General features: G+C 69.8%; 30 protein-coding genes. 20 read left to right on the forward strand and 10 right to left on the reverse strand.

Annotated elements, in window-relative coordinates; all coding sequences use genetic code 11:
* Position 1 precedes the first annotated feature (1 nt).
* From ACZ5ZX_RS20080 to ACZ5ZX_RS20125, 10 genes are all read left to right on the forward strand, one after another.
* Complete coding sequence (locus tag ACZ5ZX_RS20080) at positions 2–757, forward strand: pyrimidine reductase family protein (RefSeq protein ID WP_465503502.1); 756 nt, start codon at positions 2–4, stop codon at positions 755–757.
* The gene (locus tag ACZ5ZX_RS20085) at positions 754–1,311 is read left to right on the forward strand and encodes an RNA polymerase sigma factor (protein WP_465503503.1); all 558 of its coding nucleotides are present in this window, start codon (positions 754–756) and stop codon (positions 1,309–1,311) included. Before ACZ5ZX_RS20080 ends, ACZ5ZX_RS20085 begins: the two co-directional genes overlap by 4 nt.
* Positions 1,311–1,736 (forward strand): hypothetical protein, encoded by a 426-nt coding sequence (locus ACZ5ZX_RS20090; protein ID WP_465503504.1) that lies wholly within the window; start codon positions 1,311–1,313, stop codon positions 1,734–1,736. Before ACZ5ZX_RS20085 ends, ACZ5ZX_RS20090 begins: the two co-directional genes overlap by 1 nt.
* A 134-nt stretch (positions 1,737–1,870) precedes the next feature.
* Positions 1,871–2,332 carry an Asp23/Gls24 family envelope stress response protein gene (locus tag ACZ5ZX_RS20095; protein ID WP_465503505.1) on the forward strand — a complete coding sequence of 154 codons (462 nt, stop codon included), beginning with the start codon at positions 1,871–1,873 and terminating at the stop codon, positions 2,330–2,332.
* A complete protein-coding gene (locus tag ACZ5ZX_RS20100) occupies positions 2,332–2,508 on the forward strand; it encodes a hypothetical protein (RefSeq protein ID WP_005157087.1) in 177 nt (58 codons plus the stop codon). The genes ACZ5ZX_RS20095 and ACZ5ZX_RS20100 overlap by 1 nt, the downstream gene beginning before the upstream one ends.
* Positions 2,505–2,861 carry an Asp23/Gls24 family envelope stress response protein gene (locus tag ACZ5ZX_RS20105; protein ID WP_465503506.1) on the forward strand — a complete coding sequence of 119 codons (357 nt, stop codon included), beginning with the start codon at positions 2,505–2,507 and terminating at the stop codon, positions 2,859–2,861. Before ACZ5ZX_RS20100 ends, ACZ5ZX_RS20105 begins: the two co-directional genes overlap by 4 nt.
* Positions 2,862–2,875: 14 nt before the next feature.
* Positions 2,876–3,412: a DUF6286 domain-containing protein gene (locus ACZ5ZX_RS20110; RefSeq protein ID WP_465503507.1), complete on the forward strand. Its 537-nt coding sequence runs from the start codon at positions 2,876–2,878 to the stop codon at positions 3,410–3,412.
* On the forward strand, positions 3,409–3,996 hold the full coding sequence (locus ACZ5ZX_RS20115; protein ID WP_465503508.1) for an alkaline shock response membrane anchor protein AmaP: 588 nt from the start codon (positions 3,409–3,411) through the stop codon (positions 3,994–3,996). Before ACZ5ZX_RS20110 ends, ACZ5ZX_RS20115 begins: the two co-directional genes overlap by 4 nt.
* Before the next feature lie 28 nt (positions 3,997–4,024).
* Positions 4,025–5,104: an ATP-dependent DNA ligase gene (locus ACZ5ZX_RS20120; RefSeq protein WP_465503509.1), complete on the forward strand. Its 1,080-nt coding sequence runs from the start codon at positions 4,025–4,027 to the stop codon at positions 5,102–5,104.
* 185 nt (positions 5,105–5,289) lie between these two features.
* Positions 5,290–6,852: an alpha/beta hydrolase gene (locus ACZ5ZX_RS20125; RefSeq protein ID WP_465503510.1), complete on the forward strand. Its 1,563-nt coding sequence runs from the start codon at positions 5,290–5,292 to the stop codon at positions 6,850–6,852.
* Positions 6,853–6,979: 127 nt separating this feature from the next.
* Here the strand turns inward: ACZ5ZX_RS20125 and ACZ5ZX_RS20130 are convergent, their stop codons facing one another.
* Positions 6,980–7,222, reverse strand: a complete 243-nt coding sequence (locus tag ACZ5ZX_RS20130) for a DUF2630 family protein (RefSeq protein WP_465503511.1) — start codon at positions 7,220–7,222, stop codon at positions 6,980–6,982.
* 89 nt (positions 7,223–7,311) lie between these two features.
* On the opposite strand from ACZ5ZX_RS20130, the gene ACZ5ZX_RS20135 reads away from it, so the two are divergent.
* The gene (locus ACZ5ZX_RS20135; protein ID WP_039917837.1) at positions 7,312–7,668 is read left to right on the forward strand and encodes a thioredoxin family protein; all 357 of its coding nucleotides are present in this window, start codon (positions 7,312–7,314) and stop codon (positions 7,666–7,668) included.
* Positions 7,669–7,755: 87 nt separating this feature from the next.
* Here ACZ5ZX_RS20135 and ACZ5ZX_RS20140 read toward each other — a convergent pair whose 3' ends face one another.
* Both ACZ5ZX_RS20140 and pruA read right to left on the reverse strand, forming a co-directional pair.
* On the reverse strand, positions 7,756–8,685 hold the full coding sequence (locus tag ACZ5ZX_RS20140) for a proline dehydrogenase family protein (protein WP_465503512.1): 930 nt from the start codon (positions 8,683–8,685) through the stop codon (positions 7,756–7,758).
* Between the two features lie 18 nt (positions 8,686–8,703).
* A complete protein-coding gene (pruA, locus tag ACZ5ZX_RS20145) occupies positions 8,704–10,332 on the reverse strand; it encodes an L-glutamate gamma-semialdehyde dehydrogenase (protein ID WP_465503513.1) in 1,629 nt (542 codons plus the stop codon).
* 128 nt (positions 10,333–10,460) lie between these two features.
* Between pruA and ACZ5ZX_RS20150 the strand changes: the two genes are divergently transcribed.
* Positions 10,461–12,053, forward strand: coding sequence for a PucR family transcriptional regulator (locus tag ACZ5ZX_RS20150; protein ID WP_465503662.1), 1,593 nt, complete (start codon positions 10,461–10,463; stop codon positions 12,051–12,053).
* Positions 12,054–12,109: 56 nt separating this feature from the next.
* Here the strand turns inward: ACZ5ZX_RS20150 and ACZ5ZX_RS20155 are convergent, their stop codons facing one another.
* From ACZ5ZX_RS20155 to ACZ5ZX_RS20175, 5 genes are all read right to left on the reverse strand, one after another.
* Complete coding sequence (locus tag ACZ5ZX_RS20155; protein WP_465503514.1) at positions 12,110–12,346, reverse strand: S1 RNA-binding domain-containing protein; 237 nt, start codon at positions 12,344–12,346, stop codon at positions 12,110–12,112.
* Between the two features lie 154 nt (positions 12,347–12,500).
* Positions 12,501–13,541 (reverse strand): LLM class flavin-dependent oxidoreductase, encoded by a 1,041-nt coding sequence (locus tag ACZ5ZX_RS20160; RefSeq protein ID WP_465503515.1) that lies wholly within the window; start codon positions 13,539–13,541, stop codon positions 12,501–12,503.
* Between the two features lie 864 nt (positions 13,542–14,405).
* Positions 14,406–14,798: a DUF6221 family protein gene (locus ACZ5ZX_RS20165; protein ID WP_465503516.1), complete on the reverse strand. Its 393-nt coding sequence runs from the start codon at positions 14,796–14,798 to the stop codon at positions 14,406–14,408.
* A gap of 251 nt (positions 14,799–15,049) precedes the next feature.
* Positions 15,050–16,066, reverse strand: coding sequence for a DNA polymerase domain-containing protein (locus ACZ5ZX_RS20170; RefSeq protein ID WP_465503517.1), 1,017 nt, complete (start codon positions 16,064–16,066; stop codon positions 15,050–15,052).
* Between the two features lie 19 nt (positions 16,067–16,085).
* On the reverse strand, positions 16,086–16,643 hold the full coding sequence (locus ACZ5ZX_RS20175) for a GNAT family N-acetyltransferase (RefSeq protein ID WP_465503518.1): 558 nt from the start codon (positions 16,641–16,643) through the stop codon (positions 16,086–16,088).
* A 24-nt stretch (positions 16,644–16,667) separates the two neighbouring features.
* On the opposite strand from ACZ5ZX_RS20175, the gene ACZ5ZX_RS20180 reads away from it, so the two are divergent.
* The 8 genes from ACZ5ZX_RS20180 (at position 16,668) to ACZ5ZX_RS20215 (ending at position 23,317) form a co-directional block, all read left to right on the forward strand.
* A complete protein-coding gene (locus ACZ5ZX_RS20180) occupies positions 16,668–17,354 on the forward strand; it encodes a TVP38/TMEM64 family protein (RefSeq protein WP_465503519.1) in 687 nt (228 codons plus the stop codon).
* A gap of 180 nt (positions 17,355–17,534) precedes the next feature.
* Positions 17,535–19,151: a serine/threonine-protein kinase gene (locus ACZ5ZX_RS20185; protein ID WP_465503663.1), complete on the forward strand. Its 1,617-nt coding sequence runs from the start codon at positions 17,535–17,537 to the stop codon at positions 19,149–19,151.
* Positions 19,152–19,953: 802 nt separating this feature from the next.
* Complete coding sequence (locus ACZ5ZX_RS20190) at positions 19,954–20,259, forward strand: hypothetical protein (RefSeq protein ID WP_465503520.1); 306 nt, start codon at positions 19,954–19,956, stop codon at positions 20,257–20,259.
* A gap of 19 nt (positions 20,260–20,278) precedes the next feature.
* Complete coding sequence (gene msrB, locus ACZ5ZX_RS20195) at positions 20,279–20,701, forward strand: peptide-methionine (R)-S-oxide reductase MsrB (protein WP_465503521.1); 423 nt, start codon at positions 20,279–20,281, stop codon at positions 20,699–20,701.
* A gap of 75 nt (positions 20,702–20,776) precedes the next feature.
* On the forward strand, positions 20,777–21,130 hold the full coding sequence (locus tag ACZ5ZX_RS20200; RefSeq protein ID WP_465503522.1) for a hypothetical protein: 354 nt from the start codon (positions 20,777–20,779) through the stop codon (positions 21,128–21,130).
* A 93-nt stretch (positions 21,131–21,223) separates the two neighbouring features.
* The gene (locus tag ACZ5ZX_RS20205) at positions 21,224–22,168 is read left to right on the forward strand and encodes a TIGR04222 domain-containing membrane protein (protein WP_465503523.1); all 945 of its coding nucleotides are present in this window, start codon (positions 21,224–21,226) and stop codon (positions 22,166–22,168) included.
* The gene (locus tag ACZ5ZX_RS20210) at positions 22,161–22,973 is read left to right on the forward strand and encodes an MbnB/TglH/ChrH family RiPP precursor modification enzyme (protein WP_465503524.1); all 813 of its coding nucleotides are present in this window, start codon (positions 22,161–22,163) and stop codon (positions 22,971–22,973) included. Before ACZ5ZX_RS20205 ends, ACZ5ZX_RS20210 begins: the two co-directional genes overlap by 8 nt.
* Positions 22,970–23,317, forward strand: coding sequence for an SCO6045 C-terminal-like domain-containing protein (locus ACZ5ZX_RS20215; RefSeq protein WP_465503525.1), 348 nt, complete (start codon positions 22,970–22,972; stop codon positions 23,315–23,317). The genes ACZ5ZX_RS20210 and ACZ5ZX_RS20215 overlap by 4 nt, the downstream gene beginning before the upstream one ends.
* 476 nt (positions 23,318–23,793) lie before the next feature.
* On the opposite strand, the gene ACZ5ZX_RS20220 is transcribed toward ACZ5ZX_RS20215, so the two are convergent.
* Together ACZ5ZX_RS20220 and hemQ are read right to left on the reverse strand one after the other, a co-directional pair.
* Complete coding sequence (locus ACZ5ZX_RS20220; protein ID WP_465503526.1) at positions 23,794–25,155, reverse strand: CoA transferase; 1,362 nt, start codon at positions 25,153–25,155, stop codon at positions 23,794–23,796.
* Positions 25,155–25,847: a hydrogen peroxide-dependent heme synthase gene (gene hemQ, locus ACZ5ZX_RS20225; RefSeq protein ID WP_465503527.1), complete on the reverse strand. Its 693-nt coding sequence runs from the start codon at positions 25,845–25,847 to the stop codon at positions 25,155–25,157. The genes ACZ5ZX_RS20220 and hemQ overlap by 1 nt, the downstream gene beginning before the upstream one ends.
* Between the last annotated feature and the right edge of the window lie 3 nt (positions 25,848–25,850).

Genomic DNA, 25,850 nt, shown 5'->3' on the forward strand with positions numbered 1-25,850 from the left:
TGTGCAGCTTTTGTGGCCAACGACACCGGCGGAACCCGTCTCCGACGCCGACCTGGAGCGGCTCTACGGGTATCCCGAGGGCCTGACCCGTCCCTGGGTCCAGGTCAACTTCGTCAGCTCGGCCGACGGCGCGGCCGCGGTCGACGAGCTGTCCGAGGGGCTTTCGCATCCCGCCGACAAGCGCGTCTTCCTGCTGGGGAGGCTGCTTTCCGACGTGATCCTGGTCGGCGCGGGCACGGTGCGTGCCGAGGGTTACCGCGGCGCGCGGATCGACGCCGAACGGGCCGCCCGCCGGGTTTCGCGCGGTTTGTCGGAGGTCCCGCCGATCGCGGTGGTGACCCGGTCGGGTGATCTCGACCCCGAGGGCCCGCTGTTCACCGACACGAAGGTGCCGCCGATCGTCCTCACCACCGAGCGGGCGCCCGCGTCCCGCCGCGCCGCCCTGGAACGCGCGGGCGCCGACGTGCTCGTGGCCGGGACCGGCGACGTCGATCTGCGGTACGCCCTCGAACTCCTCGGGAAACGCGGGCTGTACCGCATCGACTGCGAGGGCGGGCCGAAGCTGTTCGGTGACCTGATCGCCGCCGATCTCGTCGACCAGTTGTGTCTCACGGTCGCTCCGCTGCTGGCGGGCGCGGGCGCGCGCCGGATCTCCGATGGCGCGCCCACCCCGGAACCACGCCGGATGGACCTCGCGTCGGTGCTGTTCGAGGACGGTTTCACCATGCTGCGTTACCGCCGCCGGGAGGGCGGGTGAGCGAGCCCGCGCCGGTTCCGGACAAGGAACTGGCGGCCAGGGCCGCCGCCGGGGACCACGGTGCCTTCGACACCTTGGTGCGGCGGCACACGGCCAGGATGTACCGGGTGGCGCTGCGGATCACCGGCAGCTCTTCGGAGGCGGAAGACGTCGTCCAGGAGGCCTGGCTTTCCGCGTGGCGCGCGCTGCCCGGCTTCCGGCACGAATCCGCGGTGTCCACCTGGCTGTACCGGGTGACCACCAACGGCGCGCTCGGCCAGGTCCGGCGCCGGAAACCGACCGTGCCGCTCGACGAGGGCGACGCGGGTGTCGTACCCGGTCCCGAGGGTCATGTGGTGAGCGCCGAACAGGTCGGCGCGGTGCTGCGCGCGATCGCCGAACTCGACGTCGGCCAGCGGATCCCGCTGATTCTGCGAGAATTCGAGGGGATGACCTACGACGAGGTGGCCGAGGTTCTGGAAGTCAGCGTACCCGCTTTGCGCGCCCGCCTGCACCGCGCCAGGGTGGCGCTGCTGGCGAAACTCGGCGACAACTTCCGACCCGGGGAACGGTGATGAGCGAGGATCCGCGCGACGACCCCCGGTGGGAGCAGGTGCGCGCCGCCGCGAGCCGTCCGGTGCCGACGCCGCCAGGACTCGTCGAACGGGTGCTCCGCTCGGTCGGCGGCGTCCGCGGCGGGCGGACCACGCCGCCACTCGAGCTGCCGTCCGCCGGCGGGAAGACCCAGGTGTCGGAGCGGGCGCTGGTGCTGATGACCAGGAGACTCGCCGCGGAGATCGGGCGAGACCTCGGCGGGGTCCACGTCTCGGCCGTCGCGCTGGAAGACGAAGTGCTCCAGGTACTGGTGACGGTCCGGTTCGGCGTCGAAGCGGCGGCCGCGGACCTGTTGCGCCACCGGGTCACCGAGGCGTTGACCGGCCAGCTCGGCTCGGCTCCGCCCGCGATCAACATCCACGTCGTCGACGTCCATCCCGACTGACCACCAGAACTGATTACCCCATCCGGGTGACATCGCGGGACGACTCGGCATGCGCGTGTGTCCTGGTCGGTGAGAGCGTAGGGATCGCCGCGCGCGCAGGTCGTGCGGCGCAGGTGCGAGAAGGAGCGAACTTCATGGCACAGCCGAGCGCGAGCAGGCCCGAGGCCCCCTTGGCGGGCGCCGGGACCGGGTCGACCCTCAACGAGGAAGGAGCCGCCGGCAAGACCACGATCTCGTCGGTGGTGGTCCAGAAGGTGGCCGGGCTCGCCACCCGTGAGGTGACCGGGATCCACGCGCTGGGCGGCGGGGTCTCGCGGGCCTTCGGCGCGATCCGCGAGCGGATCCCCGGCTCCGGCACGGTCACCACGTCCGGGGTCTCGGTCGAGGTCGGCGAGAAGCAGGCGGCGATCGACCTCGACGTCGTCGTCGAGTACGGCGCACGCATCGTCGACGTGGCGCGGGCGGTGCGCCGCAACGTGATCGGCCAGGTCGAGCAGATCACCGGCCTCGAGGTGATCGAGGTCAACATCGCGGTCAACGACATCCACCTGCCCGACGAGAACGGTGGCGAGACCGAGACCTCGCGGGTCGAATGATGAACGGCACCCAGACCGGCCTGCTCGCCGGGCTCATCCTCGGCCTCGCCGCGACACAGGGCTTCACCGCGTTCCTGGTGACGCTGGCCGTCGGCGTCATCGGCCTCGTCCTCGGCCGCGTCCTCGACGGCGAACTCGACCTCGGCGATCTGTTCGGCCGGGGCCGCGACAAATGACCGTCCCGCCCGAACCCGAGGATCGCGGCACCCTCACCATCGCGCCCGCCGTGGTCCGCAAGATCGCGCAGCACGCCGCGGACCAGGTCGACGGGACCACGCCGGCGGAGCGGCGGATCGCCGGGCTCGGGCTGGGAACGCACGGCGCGAGCGCGAAGGTCGGCGGTGAGGGCAACGACGTCGACCTCGTCCTCGACGTGGCGCTGCACTATCCGGCGCCGGTGCGGCGGATCGTCGGCGATCTGCGCGCCAGGGTCTCCGAGGAGGTCGAGCGGATCACCTCGTACCGGGTCCGCGACATCTCCGTGACGGTCTCCGCGCTCCTGCCCGACATCGCGCCCCGCGTCCGCTAGAAGGAGCCAAAGGCATGCGTTTGTTCGTCCGGCTGCTGTCCGCCCTGATCGGGCTGGCGCTGGCCGCCGCCGGGGTCCTGCTGGCACTGGAGGTCGGCTGGGGCTGGTGGCGGCCGGGGCGGGGACCGCTGTTCATCCCGTGGGACGACTGGCGTGACCGGCTCGGTGAACTGTCCTGGGACAGTTCCCAGGTGCGGCTCATCGCGATCGCCGTCGCGGTGGCAGGACTCCTGCTGATCATCGCGGCGGCCTCGGCCGGGCGGCGGGCCATCCGGCTGACCGATCCGGCGAACGAGGTCAGCGTGACCACCTCGCCGCGTTCGCTGGCGAGGCTGGTGGGGGTGACCGTGCGCGCGCAGGAAAACGTCTCCGGCGCCAAGGTCACCGCCACCGCCAAGAAGATCCGTGTCCGCGCGACCAGCAGGCTGGAGACCGAAGGCGAGCTGCGGCCGCGGCTGCTGGGAACGGTTTCCGGCCTGCTCGACGAGATCCCGCTGGTGCGGCGGCCGAAGGTGTCCGTCGTCGTCGACTCCCCGAAGGACCGCCGATGAGCCGTTCGGTCTCCGCCAAGGCACTCGGCCGGTCCACCGGCACGGAACGCACCCTCACCGTCCTCATCGGACTCCTCGCGCTGCTCGGCGGCACCGCGGTGCTCGTGCTCGGCGCCGGCTGGCTCGGCATCTACCGCGGCCGTCGCCCGCTCGCCGACCCCATGGCGCTCGACTGGCTCGCGCGGAACGCCCTTCCCTCCCGCGTCGGCGCGCTGGTGCTCGGGATTCTCCTGCTGTGGCTGGGATTGTGGTGGTTCTTCCGGTCACTGCGCCCGGAAGGCCGTCCGGACCTCGAACTCGACGACGACCTCGTGGTGACCTCCTCCGCCATCTCCGAAGCCGTCCGCGCCGACGCCGAGACGGTCGACGGCGTCGCGCGGGCCCGGGTCCGCGCGGTCGGCGACAGCGAGAACCCGGCACTGCGGATCACGCTCTGGCTGAACGAGGGCACCGACCTGAAACGGGTCTGGGAGGAGCTCGACCGCACCGTACTGGCCCGTGCGCGGGAATCACTCGGGGTCGAGGTCCTGCCCACCGCGGTCCGGCTCGAACTCGACACGGGTGCGCCGCAACGGGTGCGCTGAACGCGTCGATACGGCAAGAATGGCCGTCATGTCGCTGCCCTTGACGCCGCCGCTCAAACCGATGCTCGCCAAACCGGCGAAGGCCATCCCCGATTCCGGCGGCCTGCTGTTCGAGCCGAAGTGGGACGGCTACCGCTGCCTGGTGTTCCGCGACGGCGACGAGCTGACTTTGCAGTCACGGTCGGAGAAGCCGCTCAACCGGTACTTCCCCGAGGTCGTCGAGCGGCTGAAGGCGACGCTGCCGGAACGGATCGTGCTCGACGGCGAGCTGGTCGTCGGCCGGGACGGGAAGCTGGACTTCGACGCGCTCACCGACCGGGTCCACCCCGCCGAAAGCCGGATCAAACTGCTGGCGGAGCAGACCCCGGCGGAGTTCGTCGCGTTCGACCTGCTGGCACTCGGTGACGAGTCCTATCTGGACGAACCGACGTCGAAGCGGCGGGAACGGCTGGAGAAACTGGCCTCGGACGGCATCCACCTGACGCCCGCCACGTCCGATCCGGCGATCGCGCGGCACTGGTTCGAGCTGTTCGAGGGCGCCGGCCTCGACGGCGTCATCGGCAAACCGCTCGACGAGCCGTACAGCCCCGGCAAACGCGTGCTGCTGAAGTACAAGCACTCGCGCACCGCCGACTGCGTGCTGGCGGGACTGCGCTGGCACGTCGACGGCGAACCGGGCGAGCTGGTCGGCTCGTTCCTGCTCGGGCTCTACGACGAGGACGGCGTGCTGCACCACCCCGGTGTCGTCGGGTCGTTCCCGGTCACCCGTCGGCGTGAATTGGCCGAGGAACTGGCGCCGCTGATCACCGACGGGACCGATCACCCTTGGCTGGGCGACAACGTCCGGGAGAAGCAGCGGATCCCCGGCGGGATCACCCGGTGGAAGGCGAAGGAAGCCCCGTGGGTGCCGCTGAAGCTGGAAAAGGTGGTCGAGGTCGGCTACGAGCACACGGAAGGCGGATATCCGTCGCGGTTCCGCCACACCGCGCAATTCAAACGCTGGCGTCCCGACCGCGAGCCGGAGTCCTGCACCTACGCCCAGCTCGACGAGGTCGCCAGGTACGACCTGGACGCGGTGTTCCGCGGCGAGGTCAAACGCACCCGTTAACCGGCGCCTGAGGCAGGAGCTGAAGGACGCTTTACCCGCATCGGACGCGGGGAAAGCGTCCTTCACCGCATGCGATGCGACGAAAGGCCCCTTCAGCTCCGCGCACCCGTTAACCGGCGCCTGACACACCACCTGCGAAGCTCACCTACGAGCTTTTGTCATGCCCGGAAAGTGAGGACCCGCCCGTGCGCCCCGCCAGCACCGTCCGCCGCAGGCCACGGCTGATCCTCATGACGGCCGTCGCGGCCGTGCTCGCGGGCTGCACGGCGGGCCCGTCGGTGCGCCCCGCGGTGATCGACAACGACGGCAAGACCACTCCCGGCTCCTCGGCGGCGCCGCAGCAGGTGCCGCTGCCGCCGCTGACCGAACCGCGGTCGCCGTCGATCAAATGGGAGGACTGCGACGAGGCGACCCGGCAGCGGCTGGGCCAGCCGTCCGTGCCGGACACGCTGAAGTTCTCCTGCGCCAGGGTGCCCACCACACTCGACGCGCCGGACCTGCCGGGGCGCGGGCTCTCGCGGCTGGCGGTGGTCAAGACCGGGGACGGGCCCATCCCGCTGGTCGTGGTCAACGACGTCGACGGAGAGCCGGGGTCGCTCTACGCCGCACGGCTGGCCGCGACGCTGCCGCCCGAGTACCTGCAGAAGTTCTCCCTGATCGGCGTCGACCGGCGCGGGACGGGCGCGTCCATGCCGGTGCAGTGCATCCCCGCGGAGATCCGCACCGACCTCCTCAGCGCCGATCCGGCCGCCGCTGACCTCGAACCCGTGGTCGACGCGGCGCGCAAGGCAGGCCAGCAGTGCGCGATCGAACTGGACGACTCGCAGGTCGCGATGGACAGCTGGCGGGCGGCCGGTGACCTCGAAGAACTACGGGAACAGCTGGGTCTGGACAAACTGCACGCGCTGGGACGCGGAGACGGGTCGAAGGTCCTCGCCGAGTACGCCGTGCGCTTCCCGGCGCAGGTCGGCAGGGTCATGCTCGACGGGCTGCCCGACCCGGCCGCCGACGCGGCCGCCGTCCAGGAGTCCGTCGCCGCGAGCGCGCAGGCCACCCTCGACGCTTTCGGCGCCGACTGCATCGCCAGGGGCTGCCCGATCGGCGACGCCCGCTCGGCCGTGACCGCCGTCGCGGACCGGCTCCGCGGCGCTCCCGCGACGACCACCGACGGCGTGGAGATCACGCCCGGGATCGCGCTGTACGCCATCTACGCCGGCCTCACGCAACGCTCGCGCTGGGTGGAACTCGCCGAAGCGCTCAAGACCGCCCAGACCGGCGACATCACGCCGCTGGCCGCGTTCGCCGAACCGGTACTGAAGGACACGCGGGCCCGGCCGTCCCGGCTGGACGGCTCGCTCGCGACCAAATGCAACGACAGCGCGACACGGCTCTCTGCCGAAGAACTCACGCGCGTGACCACGACCTTGCGCGACAAATACCCGCAGTTCGGGGTCTTCGCCGCGCAGCAACTGGCGTGGTGCAGCCCGTGGCCCGTCCGCCGCGAACCGCTCCCGCCCGCCGGCGCGCCAGGCGCTCCGCCGATCCTCGTCGCGGGCACCGCGACCGACCCGGTCACCCCGGAGCAGGGCACCGGCCGGGCCGCGGACCAGATGCCGAGCGCGGTGACCATCACCTGGCAGGGCGCCGGACACGGGGCGCTGCCGCTGTCGCCTTGCGTCACCGACGCGACGCGGGCTTTCCTGATCGACGGGAAGATCCCGGTCGACGGAACGCTCTGCCCGGCCTGATCCACTCCCCACGGAGCGTGACCCCGGTCCCACTCCTCACGCGCGCTATGAAAGGTCCTTTCCTTGCAAATTTTGCAAGGAAAGGACCTTTCATAGCGCGCGTGAGGTGTCCAACGGCGCTTACCCGCTACTGCCGGTAAGACTCCACCTCGCTGATCGGCCGCGCCGCGGCCTGGTCCGGATCCTCGTCGAACTCGACCCGCGCCCGCCGCTGCCGCAGCAGGTCCCAGCACTGGTCCAGCTGCTGCTCGACGGCCGCCAGCCGGGCACGGCCGTCCGAGCTCAGCCCGGTCCCGATCGCTTGCGCGCGGAGTTCGTGCTCCTCGCTGACCAGCTCGTCGATGCGGTTGAGGATGTCACCGTCGGCCATTTGCGCCTCCTGCGAAACCTGGTTGCTCCATCCGAGACGCTACGCGCAATCTCGGGAATGTGCGCCACGCCTGTTTCGTTACGCCCGGCATGAGCACAGTGGAGCTGACCGCCGCCAACTTCGATCAGGTCGTGTCCGAGAACGACTTCGTGATCATCGACTTCTGGGCGGGCTGGTGCGTGCCGTGCCGCCAGTTCGCGCCGACCTACGAGAAGGTGTCGGGCAACCACGACGACATCGTTTTCGCCAGCGTCGACACCGAAGCCGAGCAGCAGCTGGCCGCCGCCTTCGACGTGCGCTCGATCCCCACCCTCGCGGTGATCCGCGACAAGACGGTCATCTACGCCCAGCCCGGCGCGCTCCCGGAGAAGACGCTCGAAGACCTGATCCAGCAGGCACGCGACATCGACATGGACAAGCTCAAGGAAGAGGCCCAAGAAGCCTGACGAGCATGGAGAAGGGGCCCTTCCCGGCGGGTTGCGCCGGGAAGGGCCCCTTTGTCTTTCAGCGGAACAGTGCCACCGGGGGCCGGGTCAGCCCCGGGTGGCGAGTCCGCGCAGGAAGAACGCCAGGTTCGCCGGGCGTTCCGCCAGCCTGCGCATGAAATAGCCGTACCATTCGTCGCCGTAGGGGACGTAGACGCGCATCGTCTTGCCGTCGCCGGCGATCCGCCGCTGCTCGTCGGGACGGATCCCGTACAGCATCTGGAACTCGTGGTCGTCCGCCGTGCGGCCCGCGTCCATGGCGAGTTTCCCGGCGATCGCGATCATCCGCGGGTCGTGCGAGGCGACCATCGGATAACCCTTGCCCCGCATGAGGATCTTCAGGCAGCGCACGTAGGACTTGTCCACTTCGGACTTGTCCTGGAACGCGACCTCCTCGGGTTCGGCGTAGGCGCCCTTGCACAGCCGGACGCGCGAGCCTTCACCGGCGAGGTCGCGGCAGTCCTGTTCGGTCCGCCGCAGGTAGGCCTGCAGCACCGCGCCCACCCACGGGTATTCGGTGCGCAGTTCCCGCAGGATGCCCAGCGTCGAGTCGGTGGTGGTGTGGTCCTCCATGTCGAGGGTGACCGTGGCACCGACCGCTTCGGCCGCCGCGCAGATCTTGCGGGCGTTCTCCAGCGCGACCTTCTCGCCGTCGGACGGCAGGAACTGGCCGACCGCGGACAGCTTCACCGAAACGTCCGCGCCGAACGCCAGGCCGTCGGCCGCCAGCGCGGACAGCAGCTCTTCGTAGGCGCGGACGGTCGTCGCGGCCTGTTCGGCATCGGTGGTGTCCTCACCGAGGTGGTCGAGGGTCACCCGAAGGCCGTCATCGGCCAGTTCGCGAACCACCCGGGCGGCGTCGGACGTCCCGGAACCGGCGACGAACCGGCCCACCACCGATCGGGTGGCGGGGACGACCTCGACCAGCTTCCGCATCCGCCTGGATCGGGCGGCGGCGAGCAGCGGGGCACGCAACATCACGGACTCCTGGAGATCTCAGCCCTGGTGGGGGTAACGGACGCCGGTCGGCGGAACGAACGTCTCCTTGATCGAGCGCGGGCTCGTCCAGCGGAGCAGGTTGAACACCGAACCGGCCTTGTCGTTGGTGCCGGAAGCGCGACCGCCGCCGAACGGCTGCTGGCCGACGACCGCGCCGGTCGGCTTGTCGTTGACGTAGAAGTTGCCGGCGGCGAAGCGCAGCGCCTCGGACGCCTTCGCGACAGCCGTGCGGTCGTTGGCGATGACAGCGCCGGTGAGCGCGTAGTCGGCGGTCTCGTCGACCAGCTTCAGCACGGCGTCGAAGTCGTCGTCTTCGTAGACATGGATCGCGAGTATCGGGCCGAAGTACTCGGTGCGGAAGATCTCGTGCTTCGGGTTGTCCGAGACGAGGATCGTCGGGCGCACGAAGTAGCCGACGCTGTCGTCCGCGGTGCCACCGGCGATGACGTCGACCTCGGCGTCTTCCGCGGCGCTGGCCAGCACGGCGGCGTGCTTGTCGAAGGCGCGGCGGTCGATCACGGCGCCGCCGAAGTTGCTCAGGTCGGTGACGTCGCCGTAGGTGATGGCCTCGGTCTCGGAGACCAGGTCGTCCTTCAGGCGCGTCCAGACCGAACGCGGGACGTAGGCGCGGGACGCGGCCGAGCACTTCTGGCCCTGGTACTCGAAGGCGCCGCGGATCAGCGCGGTGCGCAGGATGTCGACGTCGGCCGAGGCGTGCGCGAGCACGAAGTCCTTGCCGCCGGTCTCGCCGACCAGGCGCGGGTACGTCCGGTAGCCGCCGATGTTGGCGCCGACGGTGCCCCACAGGTGCTGGAACGTCGCGGTGGACCCGGTGAAGTGGATCCCGGCCAGGTCGCGGTGGGTCAGGGCGACCTCGGAGACGGCCTTGCCGTCACCCGGGAGGAGGTTGATGACGCCCGGCGGCATCCCCGCTTCTTCGAGCAGCCGCATGAGCATGTGCGCGGCGTAGCTCTGCGTCGGCGACGGCTTCCACAGCACGACGTTGCCCATCAGCGCGGGCGCGGTCGGCAGGTTGCCGGAGATCGCGGTGAAGTTGAACGGCGTGATGGCGTACACGAAGCCCTCGAGCGGGCGGTGCTCCATCCGGTTCCAGATCCCGGGCGAGCTGGTCGGCTGCTCGGCGAGGATCTGGCGGCCGAAGGCGACGTTGAAGCGCCAGAAGTCGATCAGCTCGCAAGCGGAGTCGATCTCGGCCTGGAAAGCGGTCTTCGACTGGCCGAGCATGGTGGCGGCGTTCAGCTTGGCGCGCCACGGGCCCGCCAGCAGATCGGCGGCACGCAGGATGATCGCGGCGCGGTCGTCGAAGGACAGCGCGCGCCAGCCGGGGGCGGCGGCCTTGGCGGCGGCGATCGCGTCGTGGGTGTCCTGCGCGGTCGCGCTGTGGATGACGCCCAGCACCGAGCGGTGGTTGTGCGGCTGGACGACCTCGATCTTCTCGCCGCCGCCCTTGCGCTGCTCACCGCCGATCGTCGCGGTGATGTCGATGGGGTCGGCGCCGCCCAGCAACTTGAGCGCGCCCTCGAGTTCAGCGCGCTCGGCGCTGCCCGGTGCGTAGTTCAGCACCGGCTCGTTCTTCGGGGCGGGGGTCTGGGTCACGGCGTCCACTGACTGCTCCTGACTTCACTTCGCCGGTTAGAGGTCTCTTGTCGAACGGTAGACCGGACGACTCCCGAACGGCTTGTTCGACTGGCTAGAATCAGGGTGACCATCTTGTCCGATCGGCTTAACCGGTGATGACAGCGACTACCCCACCGACCACCGTCGCCTCGCTGCGGCATGTCCTGGCCACGCTTGGAGAACCGCTGGTCAGGGTGCTCGCGGCGCCAGGCGGCCTCGGCGTCGCGGTGGAGGACGTCGTCATCCACGATCCGGAAGACCCGCCGGACGCCCATCCGGGTGACCTCGTGCTGGTGATCGGGGCGCGGGGGCGGTCGGCGGCGGGGGCGATCCGGGCGGCGGGACGCTCCGGCGCGGCCGCCGTGGCGGTCAAGAACGGCTCGGCGGTGGTGAACGTCGCGGCCGACGCCGGGATCGCGCTGATCGAGGTCGGCCACGAGGCACGCTGGGAGCAGGTCGAGGCGCTGGCCAGAGGCGTCGTCGACGCGGCCCGCGCGGGGGGCGAGGCCGACAGCGGCGAGGTGCTGGGTGATCTGTTCGCGCTCGCGCAGACGATCGCGACGCTGACCGGCGGCCTGGTCAGCATCGAGGACACCGCGAGCCGGGTACTGGCCTACTCGCGGGCGGGCGACGAGGTGGACGAGCTGCGCAGGCTCTCGATCCTCGGCCGCGAGGGTCCGGAGCGCTACCTCGCGATGCTGCGCGAATGGGGTGTCTACCAGCGGCTTCGCGCCGGGGAAGGCATCGTCCGCATCGAGGAGCGGCCCGATCTCGGCATCCGGCGGCGGATCGCGGCGGGCATCCACGCCGGGTCACAGGCCTTGGGCACGATCTGGGTACAGGAGGGCGCGCATCCGCTCACCGAGAGCGCGGAGGTCGCGCTGCTCGGCGCGAGCCGCGCGCTCGCGCCCCAGCTGATCCGGCATCGCACGCTGCCCAGCCCGGAACTCCGGCTCCGCGAGGACCTGCTGGCCGGGCTGCTCGACGGCCGCCTCGACGCCGAATCCGTGGCCGACGACATCGGCGCGGACCCCGGGAAACCGGCCATGGTGCTGGCGTTCTCGCTGCCCCGCGAGCGGGCGGCGAGCGACCGGCAGCTGCGGCGCGCCGAACTGGTGCACCTGATCACCGTGCACACCGCCGCGTACCGGCGGAGCGCGCTGGTGAGCGTGATCGGCGGCCGCGTCTACGCCCTCCTCCCCGATCTCCCCGAGCACGCCGAGACGCGGATCCTGGCGCTGGCCAAGGAAATCGTCGGCACCGCGCAACGGCATCTCGACGTCCGGGTGCGCGCCGCGCTGGGCGGTGTCGTGCCCCGGCTCTCCGACGCGGCGGCCTCGCGGGGCGACGCGGACCGCGTGCTGGCGACGATGGCCCGCGGCCACGGGACCGCGGACGTCGCCTCACTCGCCGACGTCCGCGCCGAGGTCCTGCTGTCGGAGGTGCTCGCCTTCCTCGGCGAGCAACCGAGAATCCGCGATCCGCGGCTGACGGAACTGGTCGCGCACGACGCCGAACACGGCGGCATCCTGGTCCCCGCGGTACTCGCCTACCTCGACGCCTTCGGCGACGTCCGGCGCGCGGCGCGTGAGCTGAACATCCATCCGAACACCGTCCGGTACCGGGTGCGGCGCGCGTCCGAGGTGTCCGGGATCGACCTGACCGACCCCTCGCAGCGCATCCTGGCCCAGCTTCTGCTGCGCCTCTAGAACGCGGTAGTTCGCGACCTGAACCACCGCGTCCAGAGGACGAAACGCGAGGGGCGTCAGGCCAGGGTCAGGCTGAACCGCCGGTTCTGGACGTCCAGCTTGTCGAGCCGCACCGCGACGGCCGCACCGGCGGTGAGCGGGCCGGTTCCGCCGACGGTCGGCAGCAGCCCTTCCATCCCGTTGGCCACTTCGACGAACGCGCAGAACGGCAGCACCCGCGTGACGACGCCGTCCAGCACGCCGCCATCAGCGTGCGCGGCGACGAACTCGCGCCAGTTTTCGTGGGGAGACATGCGATTCACCTCCTCTCCGCGCATGGTCCACCCGAGGGGACACCTACGCGGAGGCGGGCTGCGAGCCCGCTGGGAGATCAAGCGGCGGCCGGGGAACCCGTCCGCTCACGGCACGAGGCCGACCCGGCAGTCATGGCCGTGACCTTAGCAAAAGTCACGAAACCGCGGTGAGCCTTCGCAGTCCGGCGACCTCGGCGAGCCCGCGATAGGACTCCAGCCGCTCCGCCTGGTCGAAGGTGCTCGTGGTCACCAGGATCTCGTCGGCCCCGGTCTTGGCGACGAGGTCGGCCAGCCGGTCGCCCACCTCGTCCGGGGTACCGGCGATCTGGCCGTCGAGCGCGCGGTCCAGCCGCTCGCGGTCGCGTTCGGACAGCGGCGCCGCGAGGATCTCCTCCACCGGCGACAGGGGCGGGAAGACGCCGTGCGTCCGCGAGTAGACCGTCGACCACGCTTCGGGGATCAGCAACCGCCGTGCCCGCTCGGCCGTCTCGGCGACCGCGATCGCCGTGGACACCACGACGTACGGCCGAGAGGCCTGCACGGAGGGACGGAACCCGGACCGATAACCGTCGATCGCTTCGAGCAGCGGCCCCTCACCGCGGACCGGCGCGATCACCAGCGGCAACCCCAGTCCCGCGGCCAGCTTCGCGCCCGCGCCGGTGGCCAGCAGGAACGCGGGCACGCGCAGACCCTCCGCCGGGATGGCGTGCACGCCAGGGAACGCCGTCTGGTCGCCCGTGAGGAAGCCCAGCAGTTCCCGGACCTGGTCATCGAAGCGGTCGGCGTCGTCCTTCTCGTGCCCGAGCGCCTGACGGACCCCGCCGGTGAACCCGACCGACCGGCCCAGCCCCATGTCGATGCGGCCGGGGAACAGCGATTCGAGCACGCCGAACTGCTCCGCGACCACCAGCGGGCGGTGGTTCGGCAGCATCACACCGCCGGTGCCGACCCGGATCCGCTCGGTCGCCGAGGCGACCGCGGCCGCCAGCACCGTGGGCGCCGAACCGGCGACGCCGGGCACGCTGTGATGTTCGGACACCCAGAACCGGTGATACCCGAGCGCTTCGATCTCCCGCGCGAAGGCGACGGTGTCCCGAAGAGCGCGGGGCGCGTCGCCGCCGCGACGGGTCGGGGACCGGTCCAGTACCGAAAGCGTGATCACCCTCGGTCCAACGCGCCGGGGACCGGCGGACATTCCCCGCTCAGGGGCACCCTTCGGGCAGGATGGCCGTGTGCGCGTGAAGGCCCCCTTCCCTAGGCTGAGCCGAGGAACTTAAGGCCGGTGGGGCGGTCGCGTGTCGGACATGTTCGCGCAGGTCGGGGGCCTGGCTCCAGGAAGTACCGTCCGTTCGGGCAGTGACCGTTCGCCGACGAAGGTCGATGGTGTCGATGGTCCGTGAAGGCCTCCTTGGGGAACTCGTATTTGTCTACCTACTGGTGTGGAGCTTGTGCGGGTTGCCGGTGCGGTCCGGGTGGGGAAGATTCCGGCCGTTGAGCGTCCGGAATCTTCCCCGCTCGATCGCCGGTCCACCGGTCGTGAGCGAGCGCGAGCTTGATCAACGGAAGATCCGGGACGTTGAGTGTCCCGAATCCTCCGTTGATCAAGAGGTGAGACCGGGCGACGATGCCCGCGGAACCACCCTCGTCCAGGTCAGGCGTAGGTACACAAATGCGGGTTCCCCTTGAGGGACTCAGAGTCCCTCAAGGAGGCCTTCACGGACTTGATAACACGGGCAAAGGGCGATCAATCGGACGAATCACCCCTCGGCGAATCCTTTATGGACAGTTGGAGAGCCTCGGGAACAGCCGCTTATTGGGGGGTAAGGCGAATATGGCGCGGTCGGCGCCCGCTGCCTCAGCGTCGCAGCGTGATGTCCTGAAGGACCCCGTTGAGACCTTCAACGTCTCAACGGGGGCCTTCAGGACACCCCACATTTGAGCTACCCCTCAAATAAGTTCCTGGCATGTCGGCTGAGCCGAGGGAAGGGGGCCTTCACGCGCAGTCGCTACCGGGCTCGCGCCCGCCATAGGTGACTGAACGCTCACGAACCTCGGGACGTCAGGGGCGCCAGCGCTCACTGTAGTCCGGGTGGTCGGCGTGTGGCAGGGCCAGCAGCCGCAGGGTCAGGCACCAGTTCGTCCCGGCCTCGTCCGCGGGCACGTGGCACGTCTCGCACCAGTACTCGTTGCCGTACAGGGGGAAGCCGGGCACCTTCTCCGAGACCGTGGTGCGGTGCGCCTGCAGGAGCCGCCGGGTCGCCTCGATCTCGTTGATCATCTGATTGACCACGTCGAGTTCGATGTCGTTCAGCGAGCGGATCTTCTTTTCGATGACGACCTTGGTCTCACCCCGATTGAGCGATTCGCTGATCTCGGTTTTCTTGACCGCCTGCATGATCAACGCCTGGCGTTGTCCGACACGCGCGGCGAGAAAGGCGATCAGGTCGTCCACGGATACTCCTTCGTCTCCCCCAGCCTAGGTGTTCGGAGGGAAAGGTCGCTGGCAGGAAGCCTGCCGTTACGGCCGAGTCCCACGCGTCACACAGTCTCGTATCGATCACTCTCCCACCGGGAAGAGGTTTCGAGATCGACACGAGTTCGCAATCACTCCGCGAGGAAACCGAAGAAGAGACGGGCGCCGAGTACGAATTGGTCACCGAAACAGCACGCGCCGTCACGAAACGTCGAAACCGACGGTTAGGGCTAGTCCTCGCGCGCCTTGCTCGGCTGGACCCGCTTCGGCTCACCCGGCATCTTGGGGTAGTCCGGCGGGTACGGCATCTCGCCGAGACCGTGGTCGCGCTCGTCCCTGGCGTACCACTCCAGCAGCGTCTCGATGCCGAACGCCTGATCGTCCATCCGCGCGTGCAGGTCGCCGCGCTCGGCGTAGAAGGCGCCGGCGGTGAGGACGTCGAAGTCGTCCGGGTCGACCTCGGTGAGCAGATCCCAGGTCAGCGGCGTCGACACCGTCGCTCGCGGAGTGCCGCGGACCGACCAGGCCGAGGCCACCGTGCGGTCGCGGGCCGCCTGGTTGTAGTCAATGAAGACCCGGCCGCCGCGTTCTTCCTTCCACCAGGCGATGGTCGCCTTGTCCGGAATCCGGCGTTCGACCTCGCGGCCCAGCGCGATCACCGCGTGGCGGACGTCGATGAAGTCCCACTCCGGCCGGATCCGCACCAGGACGTGCACGCCGCGGCCGCCCGAGGTCTTCGGGTAGCCGGCCAGCCCGGCCGAGTCCAGTACCTCGCGCACCACACCGGCGACCTCGACCGCGTCGGAGAATCCGGCCTCGTCCGGCGGGTCGACGTCGATGCGCAGTTCGTCGGGGTGGTCGACGTCGGGCCGCCGCACCGGCCACGGGTGGAAGTCGAAGGTGCCCAGGTTCGCCGCCCAGGCGAAGACGGCGGGCTCGGTCGGGCAGACCTCCTCGGCCGTCCGGCCGGACGGGAAGGTGATCTTCGCGGTTTCCACCCACTCTGGGGCGCCCTTCGGCACGCGCTTGGCGTAGAACCATTCGCCCTCGACGCCGTCGACGTAGCGCTTCAGCGTCGTGGGCCGCTCCCCGATCGCGCGCAACAGCGGCTCGCCGACCGCGACGTAGTGCTCCACGACCTGGCGCTTCGTGATGCCGCGGGCGGGGAAGTACACCTTGTCCGGGCTGGACACCCGTACCTTGCGCTCGCCTGCCTCGACCTCGATCGGCTCACCGTTCTTGGGCATGCGCCCACCGTATCGCCGATCAGGGCCGGGGATCCGTCGCCAGAACGGCCATCGCGACGACGTCATGCCACTCGCCGTCCCACCACAGCGCTTCCCGCTGGAGCCCTTCGCGGACGAACCCGCATTTCTCGTACACGCGCTGGGCCCGCGGGTTGTGAGCGAAGACCTCCAGCGAGACCCTGTGCAGGCCGACGACGTCGAACGCGTAGCCCAGGAGGAGCTTGGTCGCCTCGGTGCCGTAGCCCTTGCCGAAGACGTCCGGGCCGGTCAAGGCGATGCGGAAGGCCCCGGAGCGGTTGTGCTCGTCGATGTCGGAAAGCACCACGTCACCGAGGTAGGCGCGGTCTTCCTTGCGGAGGATCGCGTAGTCCGCCCGATCGTCGAGGCCCGGCCTGGAGGCGAGCCACTTGCGGATCTGCTCCTCGGTGAACTTCGTGTGCGTGCCGGTCAGCCGGATCGTCTCCGGCTCCTGCACCGCTCGCCACGCGGGTTCGAGATAAGACTCGTCCAGCTGCGCCAGCACGACCTGCTCACCGGTGAGTTCCGGCTGCCGTCGCAGCGCGTCGGTATCGATCATGGCGGATACCGTACGGTTGATGTGGTGTCCGGCCGTACCAAATTAATGCTCGCGCTCACCGTGCTCGCCCTCTTCGTGGCCGCCGCGGTACTGCTGCCGATCCCGAGCCCGGCCGGGCTGCGGGCCTGGGCGGCCGAGACCGGCCCGGCCACCCCGCTGGTCTTCTTCCTCCTCTACGCGGTGCTCACCGTCGCGCCGATCCCGCGGACGGTGTTCAACCTGGCGGGCGGGCTCCTGCTCGGCGCCACGACGGGCATCGTCGTCGGCATCTTGGCGACCACGGTCGCCTCCGGGCTCTCGTTCGCCCTCGCGAGGGCGCTCGGCCGCGACCTCGTCACCCGGCATCTGCACCGGGCCAAGGTCCGCGCGGTCAACGACCGGCTTTCCGACGGCGGCGTCCTGGCGATCACCTCCTTACGGCTGATCCCGATGGTGCCGTTCGCTCCGTTCAGTTACCTGTGCGGAGTGTCATCGGTCCGCTTCGCTCCGTATCTTCTCGGGACCGCGCTCGGCAGCCTGCCGGGTACGGTCGCGGTCGTCGTCCTCGGCGACGCGCTGACCGGGGAAACACCCCCCGCCCTGCTGATCTGTTACGCCGTGTTCGCCGCGGCGGGGGCCATCGGCCTGGTCAAGGTCTTCCGGCGGAAAGCCCGTCCGGTGCCCGAACCGAGCGTCGAGGAAGAATCGCCCGTCTCCGCACCGGCGAGCTGACGGGGAGCCGAAACCGCCGCCCGCTACACTCGAACGGGTGCGCGGGACCTGTCAGGCCGCGTAGCGCCACCATCACCCGGGATGTGTTCGTCAAAGAATGTGTCAGGAGCAGTCGCCATCGACACCGGTCAGCTGATCGCTGGGCACTACCGCCTGGTCGAGCAAATTGGTAGCGGTGCCATGGGGGTGGTCTGGCGCGCCATCGACGTCCGCCTCGAACGCTCGGTGGCGGTCAAGCAGATCCTCCCCCAGCCCGGTGTCTCGGAAGCCGAACGCGACAACATGCGCCAGCGCGCCATGCGCGAGGCGAAGAACGCGGCCCGCTTCCAGCATCCGAACGCGATCGTGGTGTTCGACATCGCCGAGCACGGCGGCGATCCCTGCCTGGTTATGGAGTACCTGAACGGCCCGAGCCTCTCGGCGATCATCTCCGAGGAGGGCACGCTGCCGCTGGGCCGCGTCGCGAAGATCGGCGAGCAGGTCGCGTCGGCGCTGGTCGCCGCGCACCGCGCCGGGATCGTGCACCGCGACGTCAAACCGGGCAACATCCTGATCGACGAGGCGGGCACCGCGAAGATCACCGACTTCGGCATCTCCCGCGCGGCCGGTGACATGACACTCACCCAGACCGGCCTCATCGGCGGCACCCCGGCCTATCTCGCACCCGAGCTGGCGCGCGGCTCCGACCCGGTGCCCAGCTCCGACGTCTTCGCACTCGGCGCGACGCTCTACCAGGCGATCGAGGGCCAGACGCCGTACGGGAACAGCTCCAACCAGCTCGCGCTGTTGTACGCGGCCGCGAACGGGCAGATCAACCCGCCGCAGCAGGCCGGTCCCGCGACGGCGCTGCTGATGAGCCTCCTGCGCACCGAACCCACCGAGCGGCCGACCATGGCCGAGGCCAGGGAGCGGCTCGCCGCGCTGGCGGCGAGCGAATCCGCCGCGGGAACGGCGTCGTCGCCGCGGCTCTTCGGAGCCGGTGGCGGTAGACAGCCCGCCGCGCCCGAGACCCCGGGACGCGGCATTCCCGGCGGGGACCGGCCGCCATGGCAGCGGGTCGATCCCTCGGCCCAGCCCGCCACGACGCCGGCACCACCCTCTCCTGCCAAACAGCACACGCCGACCGCCGCGTTCATCCCGATGCGTTCACCGGCGGCACCGCCCAACACGCCGCCGCGCCCGGTCGCCGCGGCGTCCCCGCCGCCGTCCGCGGCCGCCCCGATGCGGCCGTCCCCGGCGAAACCCGCCGACGGCAAGCGCAAGGCCGCCCTGTTCGCGGGCGCCGGTGCCGCGGTGGTGGTGATCGCCGTGATCGTGTTCCTGGTGCTCAATTCGAGCAGCGGCCCCACCACCGGCAACAACCCGGGCGGCGACAACGCCGGAGCGCACCCGCAGACTTCTGCCTCGGCGAAGCCGTCCCAGGGCCCGAAGAGCACCGCACCCACCTCGTCGGCGGCTTCGAGCGGCGGCAAAATCGGGTACCAGCAGGCCGGACAACGCGTCGTGGACTTCTACAGCAGCGCGGGCTCGCCCGAAGGCTGGGCGATGCTCGCTCCCGACGCGCAAGCCGTCTACGGCGACCAGGCGGCGTACCAGGCGTACTGGGCGACGAACGCGCTGAGCAGCTACAAGGGCGCCAACGCCTTGAAGGGCAACAACGCCGACGGGTCGGTCGACATCACGATCAACCTCACGTACAAATCCGGCGGCACCGAGGCGAAGACCGTCCGCGTCATCGACAGCGGCGGCCAACTGTTGCTCTCCGGTGACACCCGCGGCGCGCAGGGTAACCAGTGAGGCGTTTCCCGGGTTCCGCTCACGACGACAGCCATGCCTCCGGGCCCTCGATGGTGGAGCATCCGGCCTGAGCGATCGGCCTGGCAGCCGCCGAAGCCCCGGCAAGATCAACTTAAGCTATGGGTAGCGAAGGAGCCCTTCACTACCCCGCCGAGGTAATCGCTGGTGACGCTGGGACAACCTCGAACCCGTGGTCCGCGAAGGATCTGACCCCCGATACGACAGTCTTGACTTTCGGCTCAATAACCCGGATCGCCACTCATGAGGGATGTCAGTCCCGCAAGATCACCCGAGCAGAGCAAAGTCCGACTATGCCCATTGGTGATCATCGCAATTAAAGCCACCGAGAGCCTGGATCCCAGAGGCGGCACCATCTCGAAGCAACTCCGAGCCAGTACGCGCGACGCAGGAGTACACGTACGACTACGGCACCGTGGTCAACATTCGTTCCTCTCCTCATATTCGTTCCGATAACATTATCGGCCAAGGCCGACCAGGCGATGGCCTCTGGCATTACGGAACCTATATCGGGGATCCGATTCCAGGCACGAATACGTCATCGTGGGCCTTCCACGAAAACAAAAGGACTCACGTCAGAGGGTATTTTGCCGAGATTTACGTGGTGGTAAATCCCTGACTCGTGCCGGCTTCGCATGGCGACCTCGGAGAGTCATCACTCTCCGAGGTCGCCATGTCACAAGACCGCGACGTCAGGTCATGCCGCAATGACCCACCGTGGCGGGCGTGAGACCCGCCTCGCTGGTGGTAGGACAAACGCCGCTCGTGGCTTACTGTTGCTCGTATGGCCGATAGCGGACCTTTCGGACCTGGCCCGAATCCTCGTTTCCGCGAGGACCTGGTAGGTCTCGACCCGTACGACCCCGAAGCCCGTGCCTTCGCCGAGCATCTGGACCGCATCGAACGCTGCGGCCCGAACTTCACCGTGGAGGCCTGCCTCGACGGTGTCTCCGACTTCGCCGACTCCAGCAACCGCCTCGGCGGTCTGCGCTGGTGGATTTCGGCGCTCGTCGTGATCCTCATCGTGCTCGGCGTGATGGTCACCGCATGGGACATCATCGGCCGGGCCATCGCCTGGCTCGCGGGGTAACGTGGAACCGGTGAAAGGCATGAAACCCGTTGTCGGAGCCACGCCTCGCGTGGTCAAGTCCGAGCAGGAATGGCGGGAACAGCTCAGCCCCGAAGAGTACGCGGTGCTCCGCCAGGCGGGCACCGAGCGCCCCTTCACCGGGGAGTACACCGACGAGAAGACCACCGGTGTCTACCAGTGCCGTGCCTGTGGTGCCGAACTGTTCCGCAGCGACACGAAGTTCGAGAGCCATTGCGGCTGGCCGTCGTTCTACGACCCGGCCGATTCCGACGCCGTCCTCCTCCGCGAGGACACCACGATGGGGATGCGCCGGATCGAGGTGCTGTGCAAGTCGTGCCACAGCCACCTCGGGCACGTCTTCGAAGGCGAGGGATACGCCACACCGACGGATCAGCGGTACTGCATCAACTCGATCTCGCTGAAGCTCGTTCCCGAGTCGTAACCAACCGAAGCGAACCACCGCCCTCCCCGACGCGTTCCCTGGGCACAGAGCAGCGTCGGGGAGGGCGGTGTTTTCATGAACGAACCCTGGGGAATCTCCGGACCGGCTTTCGCCTGGCTTTACGGTGTCCTCGTCGTCCTGCCCTACCTCTTCGCGGGGCTGTGGGCACGGTCGCTCCGGCACCGTACCGCCGGCGAGTGGACGCCGCCGGGCCCGTATTACCTCGCCGCGCTGGCCGGTGGCACGGCCATGACCGGGCTGGGCGTCGTCGGCGCGGCGCGGCGGAACCCGCTGCCGGTTCCCGGGGTCGCGGGAGCGGTGGCGCTCCGCGGACTGGCCGCCTACCCCGATCCGGTGCTGGCGGACGTGGTGGTTGCGGTGGCTGAGCCCTGGGCAGCCCGGCTTTTGAGGGTCCAACTGCCGTCGTGAGAACCCACCCCGGCTGCTCGACTGACGGAACCACGACCGGACGGAAAGACGTCCGACTACGGTAACTGCACCTGCTCGTGAAAGGCCCGTGCGATGAAGGACACCTGGGGTATCCCCGGACCGACTTTCCTGGCGATCTACGCCGCCCTGCTGGTGTTCCCGCTGGTCGTCGGTCTGCTGTGGACGGCCGTGGTCAAGCTGGGCCGCACGGCACCGCGCGCCGCCGTGCACGGACCGCAGCCGACGGTGTACGAGCTCGCCTTCCTGGCAGGCGGGCCGGACCGCGTGGTCGACACGGCCATCGCGGCGCTGGTCGACCGCGGGACGTTGCGGGTCAGCAGCTTGAAGCAGCTCCAGCTGACGGGCCCCGAACCCGCCGACCCGATCGAGAAGGCCGTCGCCAAGGGCGCGCGGCCGGGCTACAACGCCACGACCCGCGGCATCCGCGACCGGCTGCGGATGTCGGGGCCGATGCAGGCGCTCGCCAAGGATCTCCAGGCCCGGGGGCTCGTGGTCGCGGACCGGGCGCCCCGGATCCGCCAGGTCGTGTTCTTCCTGTACCTCGCCGTGCTCGTCCTCGGTGTGGTGCGCCTGATCGCCGGGATCTCCGGTGACCACCCCGTCGGCTTCCTCATCCCGCTGCTGATCGTGGCCGGCTTCGCGACGCTGGTCGCCCGCGCCGTCAAGAACAAGAGGTCGGGCCCGCGCCCGACCGGGGAGGGCGACCGGGTGCTTCACCGGGCCAGGTCCGCCCACGGACGGGAGCGCAAACGCGGCATCCCGAACGGACCGGGGTACGTCGGCATGGCCGGTGGCGCGGTGCTGGGCGGTGCCGCCGCGGCGGTCGCGTTCGGCGGGCTCGCCTCCTTCCCGGACGAGGAACTGAGCGCGGCTCTGATCCCGCCTCCGGTCTCCAGCGGTTTCGGCGGCGGTTCGTCCGGCGGCTCCTCGTGCAGCAGCGGCTCCTCGTGCAGTAGCTCCAGCAGTAGCTCCTGTGGCGGAGGCAGCTCCTGCGGTGGCGGGGGTTGCGGTGGCTGACGGGCCCGGCAGGCTCGGGATCGGGATCGGCTGGCGGCACGAGCTGGACCTGTCGATCGCGCGGCTGCCCGGCGTCGACTGGGTCGAGGTCGTCGCCGAGAACCTGCACGCCGGACACCTTCCGGAAACCCTGGTCGCTTTGCGCGACAAGGGAATCCCGGTCCTGCCGCACGCCGTCTCGCTGTCGCTGGGCGGAGCCGAACCATTGGACACCGCGCGCGTCGAGCAGCTCGCGGAGGTCACCCGCGAACTCGGCGCGCCGATGGCCAGCGACCACGTGTGCTTCGTCCGCGCGGGCGGCCTCGATTCAGGACATCTGATGCCGCTGCCCCGCACCCGGGAGGCGCTCGACGTCCTGGTGGACAACGTCAAACTCACCCAGTCCATTGTGGACGTACCGTTCGCGCTTGAGAACATCGCCGCGGTACTGGAATGGCCGGACGCGGAGTTCTCCGAGTCGGAGTTCCTGCGGGAGCTGACCGACCGGACCGGCTGCCTGCTGATCATCGACGTCGCCAACCTGTACGCCAACGCCCGCAACCTCGGCACCGACCCCGAACGGTTCCTCGACGAGATCCCGTGGGAGCGGCTGGCGTACACGCATATGGCGGGCGGCGTCGAACGCGACGGCGTCTACCACGACACGCATGCCCATCCGGTGGTCCCGGAAGTGCTGGACCTGCTGCGCGAACTGCGGAGGCGCACCGAGCCGCCGGGTGTGCTCCTGGAACGCGACGACGACTACCCGCCCGACAGTGAACTGGCGGCCGAACTGGCCGCGCTGCGGGAAGCGGTCTCGCCGTGACTTCGCCCCGGGAGCGGCTCGCCGGGCAGCAGGCCGAGCTGCTCAGGGCGCTGCTCGCCGGGGGTGACGCCCCGGCGGGCTTCGACGCGGACAGGCTCCGTATTGAGGCGAACGTCCTGCGGAACAAGCAAAGCAGGCTGGCCGCCTATCTCCGGCCCGACCTCGCGGAAGCCCTCGGCGACCGGTTCGGCGCGTTGTTCCGCGAGTACGCGGCGGGCCACCCCAAGACCGACGCCATCCGCGCACGCGCCTACGCCGACGCTTTCGGCAGGTGGCTCGTGGAGCGCGGCGAAGTGCCGAAGCCACCGGGGCGCTTGACGAGGTGGCTACGACGCGGCTCGTGACGGGTGTGGGAAGTGGTTTCGGCAAAGTCGCATAACCGCTGGTCGGCTCCACCGCTAGAGCGGGACAAAGCGAACCTGTCGTGGCGGACCCGGCGGGAGTGGGCTCACGCAAAGGAGCCTCACCCGGCTCTCGACTGTCCATAAGGGACACTTTTCGAGACGAATGCGCCCGATTTGGGCAAGTTGCACGGTTTCGCGAGGGGGTCGTGAGTGTCAATGAGGGTTCTAACCCGAATCGCCACTCACGACCCCACGCGGAACCGTCCATAGCGGCATTAATCAGACACCTAATCGCCCGGCGATGTCCCTTGTGGACACTGAAGCCCCGCTGACGTCCAGACTCAGGCCTGCCCACCTCGCCTTTGCCGGGACCGTGACTCTCCAGGTAGGGAAGGAGGCCTTCACGGACTTTCCTGACCAGAGGCTTCCGATGAGTGCGCCCGCAGGTGTGTCGTCACCGCTGCCCCAGCGGTCAGTCAGACACCGGTGTTGTTCCACGACGCGGGGTCGCTGCCCGGCACATGCGTCGCTTCCGTCCACTGTGGATTCGCTCCGGGCAGCACGCCGGGCATCCTGACCCTGGTCAGGCGTCCGAGCTGGCTGTCGACGTCCTCCAGCCACTCGGTCCCGTCAAAGCCTGAAGGACCGGGGTCCTTGCGCCCCAACGAGTCCAGCCAGTGCGCCGTGCCGGCGAGCGAGGTGCGGACGTGCCAGCTGCCGCCCTCGGTCATCGCCCGGCGCAGGGCGGTCATGATCGCCGCCGCGGTGAGCCAGCCGGTGGCGTGGTCGAGTGCCTGCACCGGAAGCGGCCCCGGGCCGTCGAGCCCGGCGGCCTTCCCGCCTTCGTCGGCGATCCCCGACGCCATCTGCACCAGGCTGTCGAACCCGCGCCTGCGCGCCCACGGCCCTTCCCAGCCGTAGGCCGACAGGTCCGCGACCACGATCCCCGGATGGAGTTCGGCGAGTGCCTCCGGCGAGAACCCCTTGGCCACCAGCGATCCCGGCCGGAAACCCTGCAGGACGACGTCGGCGCGGGCGACCAGCTTCCGCAGCCGTGCCCGGCCGGCCTCGGACTCCAGGTCGACGTACGCCGACCGCTTGCCCATCCCGGTGTCGACCGCCAGCGGCGGCACGGTCGGCAGATTCGCCGAACCGACGTGCAGCACGGTCGCGCCGTGCGCGGCGAGTACCCGGCCCGCGACCGGTCCGGCGATGACATGTGTCAGTTCCAGGACCCGCACGCCGCCCATCGGCCGGTCGGATTCGAAGAGCCGCCGGGGTTCCGAAGGGCCGAGCGGCCGGATCTCGGCGACCGGCAGCGCGGAGGCGGCCTGCCCTTGCTTGTGCGCCAGCCATTCCTCACGCGTGCGCATGACGGCGGCGGCCCCACCGGCACCGACCACCGCGGACTCGACCTCGTACTTCGATTTGGCCGCGACGACCTTCTCGAACGCCGCGCGGGTCGCGGGCACGCCGAGGCCCCAGCACACGGCGGAGACGTGCCGCGGATAGTTGCAGTGCAGCCGCACCCAGCCGTCGTTCGCACGGTAGTCGCCGGACAGCGGCGCGCTGAACGGCACCGGCTCCCCGTCGACCCGGATGTACTGCTCGCTGTGGAACGACGCCGCGGCGTGCCGGGTGTCGACCGAGACCTTGCCCGGCTCGATTCCCCGCACCCGCAACAGTTCCCCGGCCGCCAGCGTCGCCGCGGCGATACTCGACGTCGCCGCCTCCTCGACCCGGAAGATCCCGGGCAGCACCGACTCGGGGCCGGTGACCTCGACGGCGTCTTCGGCGAGGGTGTCGCCGGTGAGCGTGGTCCAGACGCTGGCGTTCACTAGGGCAGCAGGGCGATCAGTTCGGCGGGGGCCACCTTGGTCCCGGTGTAGAACGGGATCTCCTCGCGCACGTGGAGGCGGGCCTCGGTGCCGCGCAGATGGCGCATCAGGTCGACGATGCGGTGCAGTTCGTCGGCCTCGAAGGCCAGGATCCACTCGTAGTCGCCCAGTGCGAACGACGCGACCGTGTTGGCGCGGACGTCCGGGTAGTCGCGGGCCTCCTTGCCGTGATCGGCGAGCATCTTGCGGCGCTCGTCGTCGGGCAGCAGGTACCACTCGTAGGACCGCACGAACGGGTAGACGCAGATGAACTTGCGGGCCTCTTCACCGGCGAGGAACGCCGGGATGTGGCTCTTGTTGAACTCCGCCGGGCGGTGCAGCGCGACCTGGCTCCACACCGGCGCCGACGCGCGGCCGAGCGGTGTGTGCCGGAAACCGCTGTAGGCCGCCTGGACCTGCTCGATCTCCTCGGCGTGCCACCAGATCATGTAGTCGGCGTCGGCCCGCAGCCCCGAGAGGTCGTAGACACCGCGGACGACGACGCCCTTGGCCTCCAGCGCGTCGAGGTACTCGGTGGTCTCCGCGGTCGCCCGCGCGCGGTCTTCGCCGAGCTTGCCCTGCTCGGCCCGGAAGACCGACCAGGCGGTGTAGCGGATGGTGTCATTGAGCTCGTTGTAGTTCAGCCGCGCCATACC

It is taken from the genome of Amycolatopsis sp. NPDC033938 (assembly GCF_055575975.1).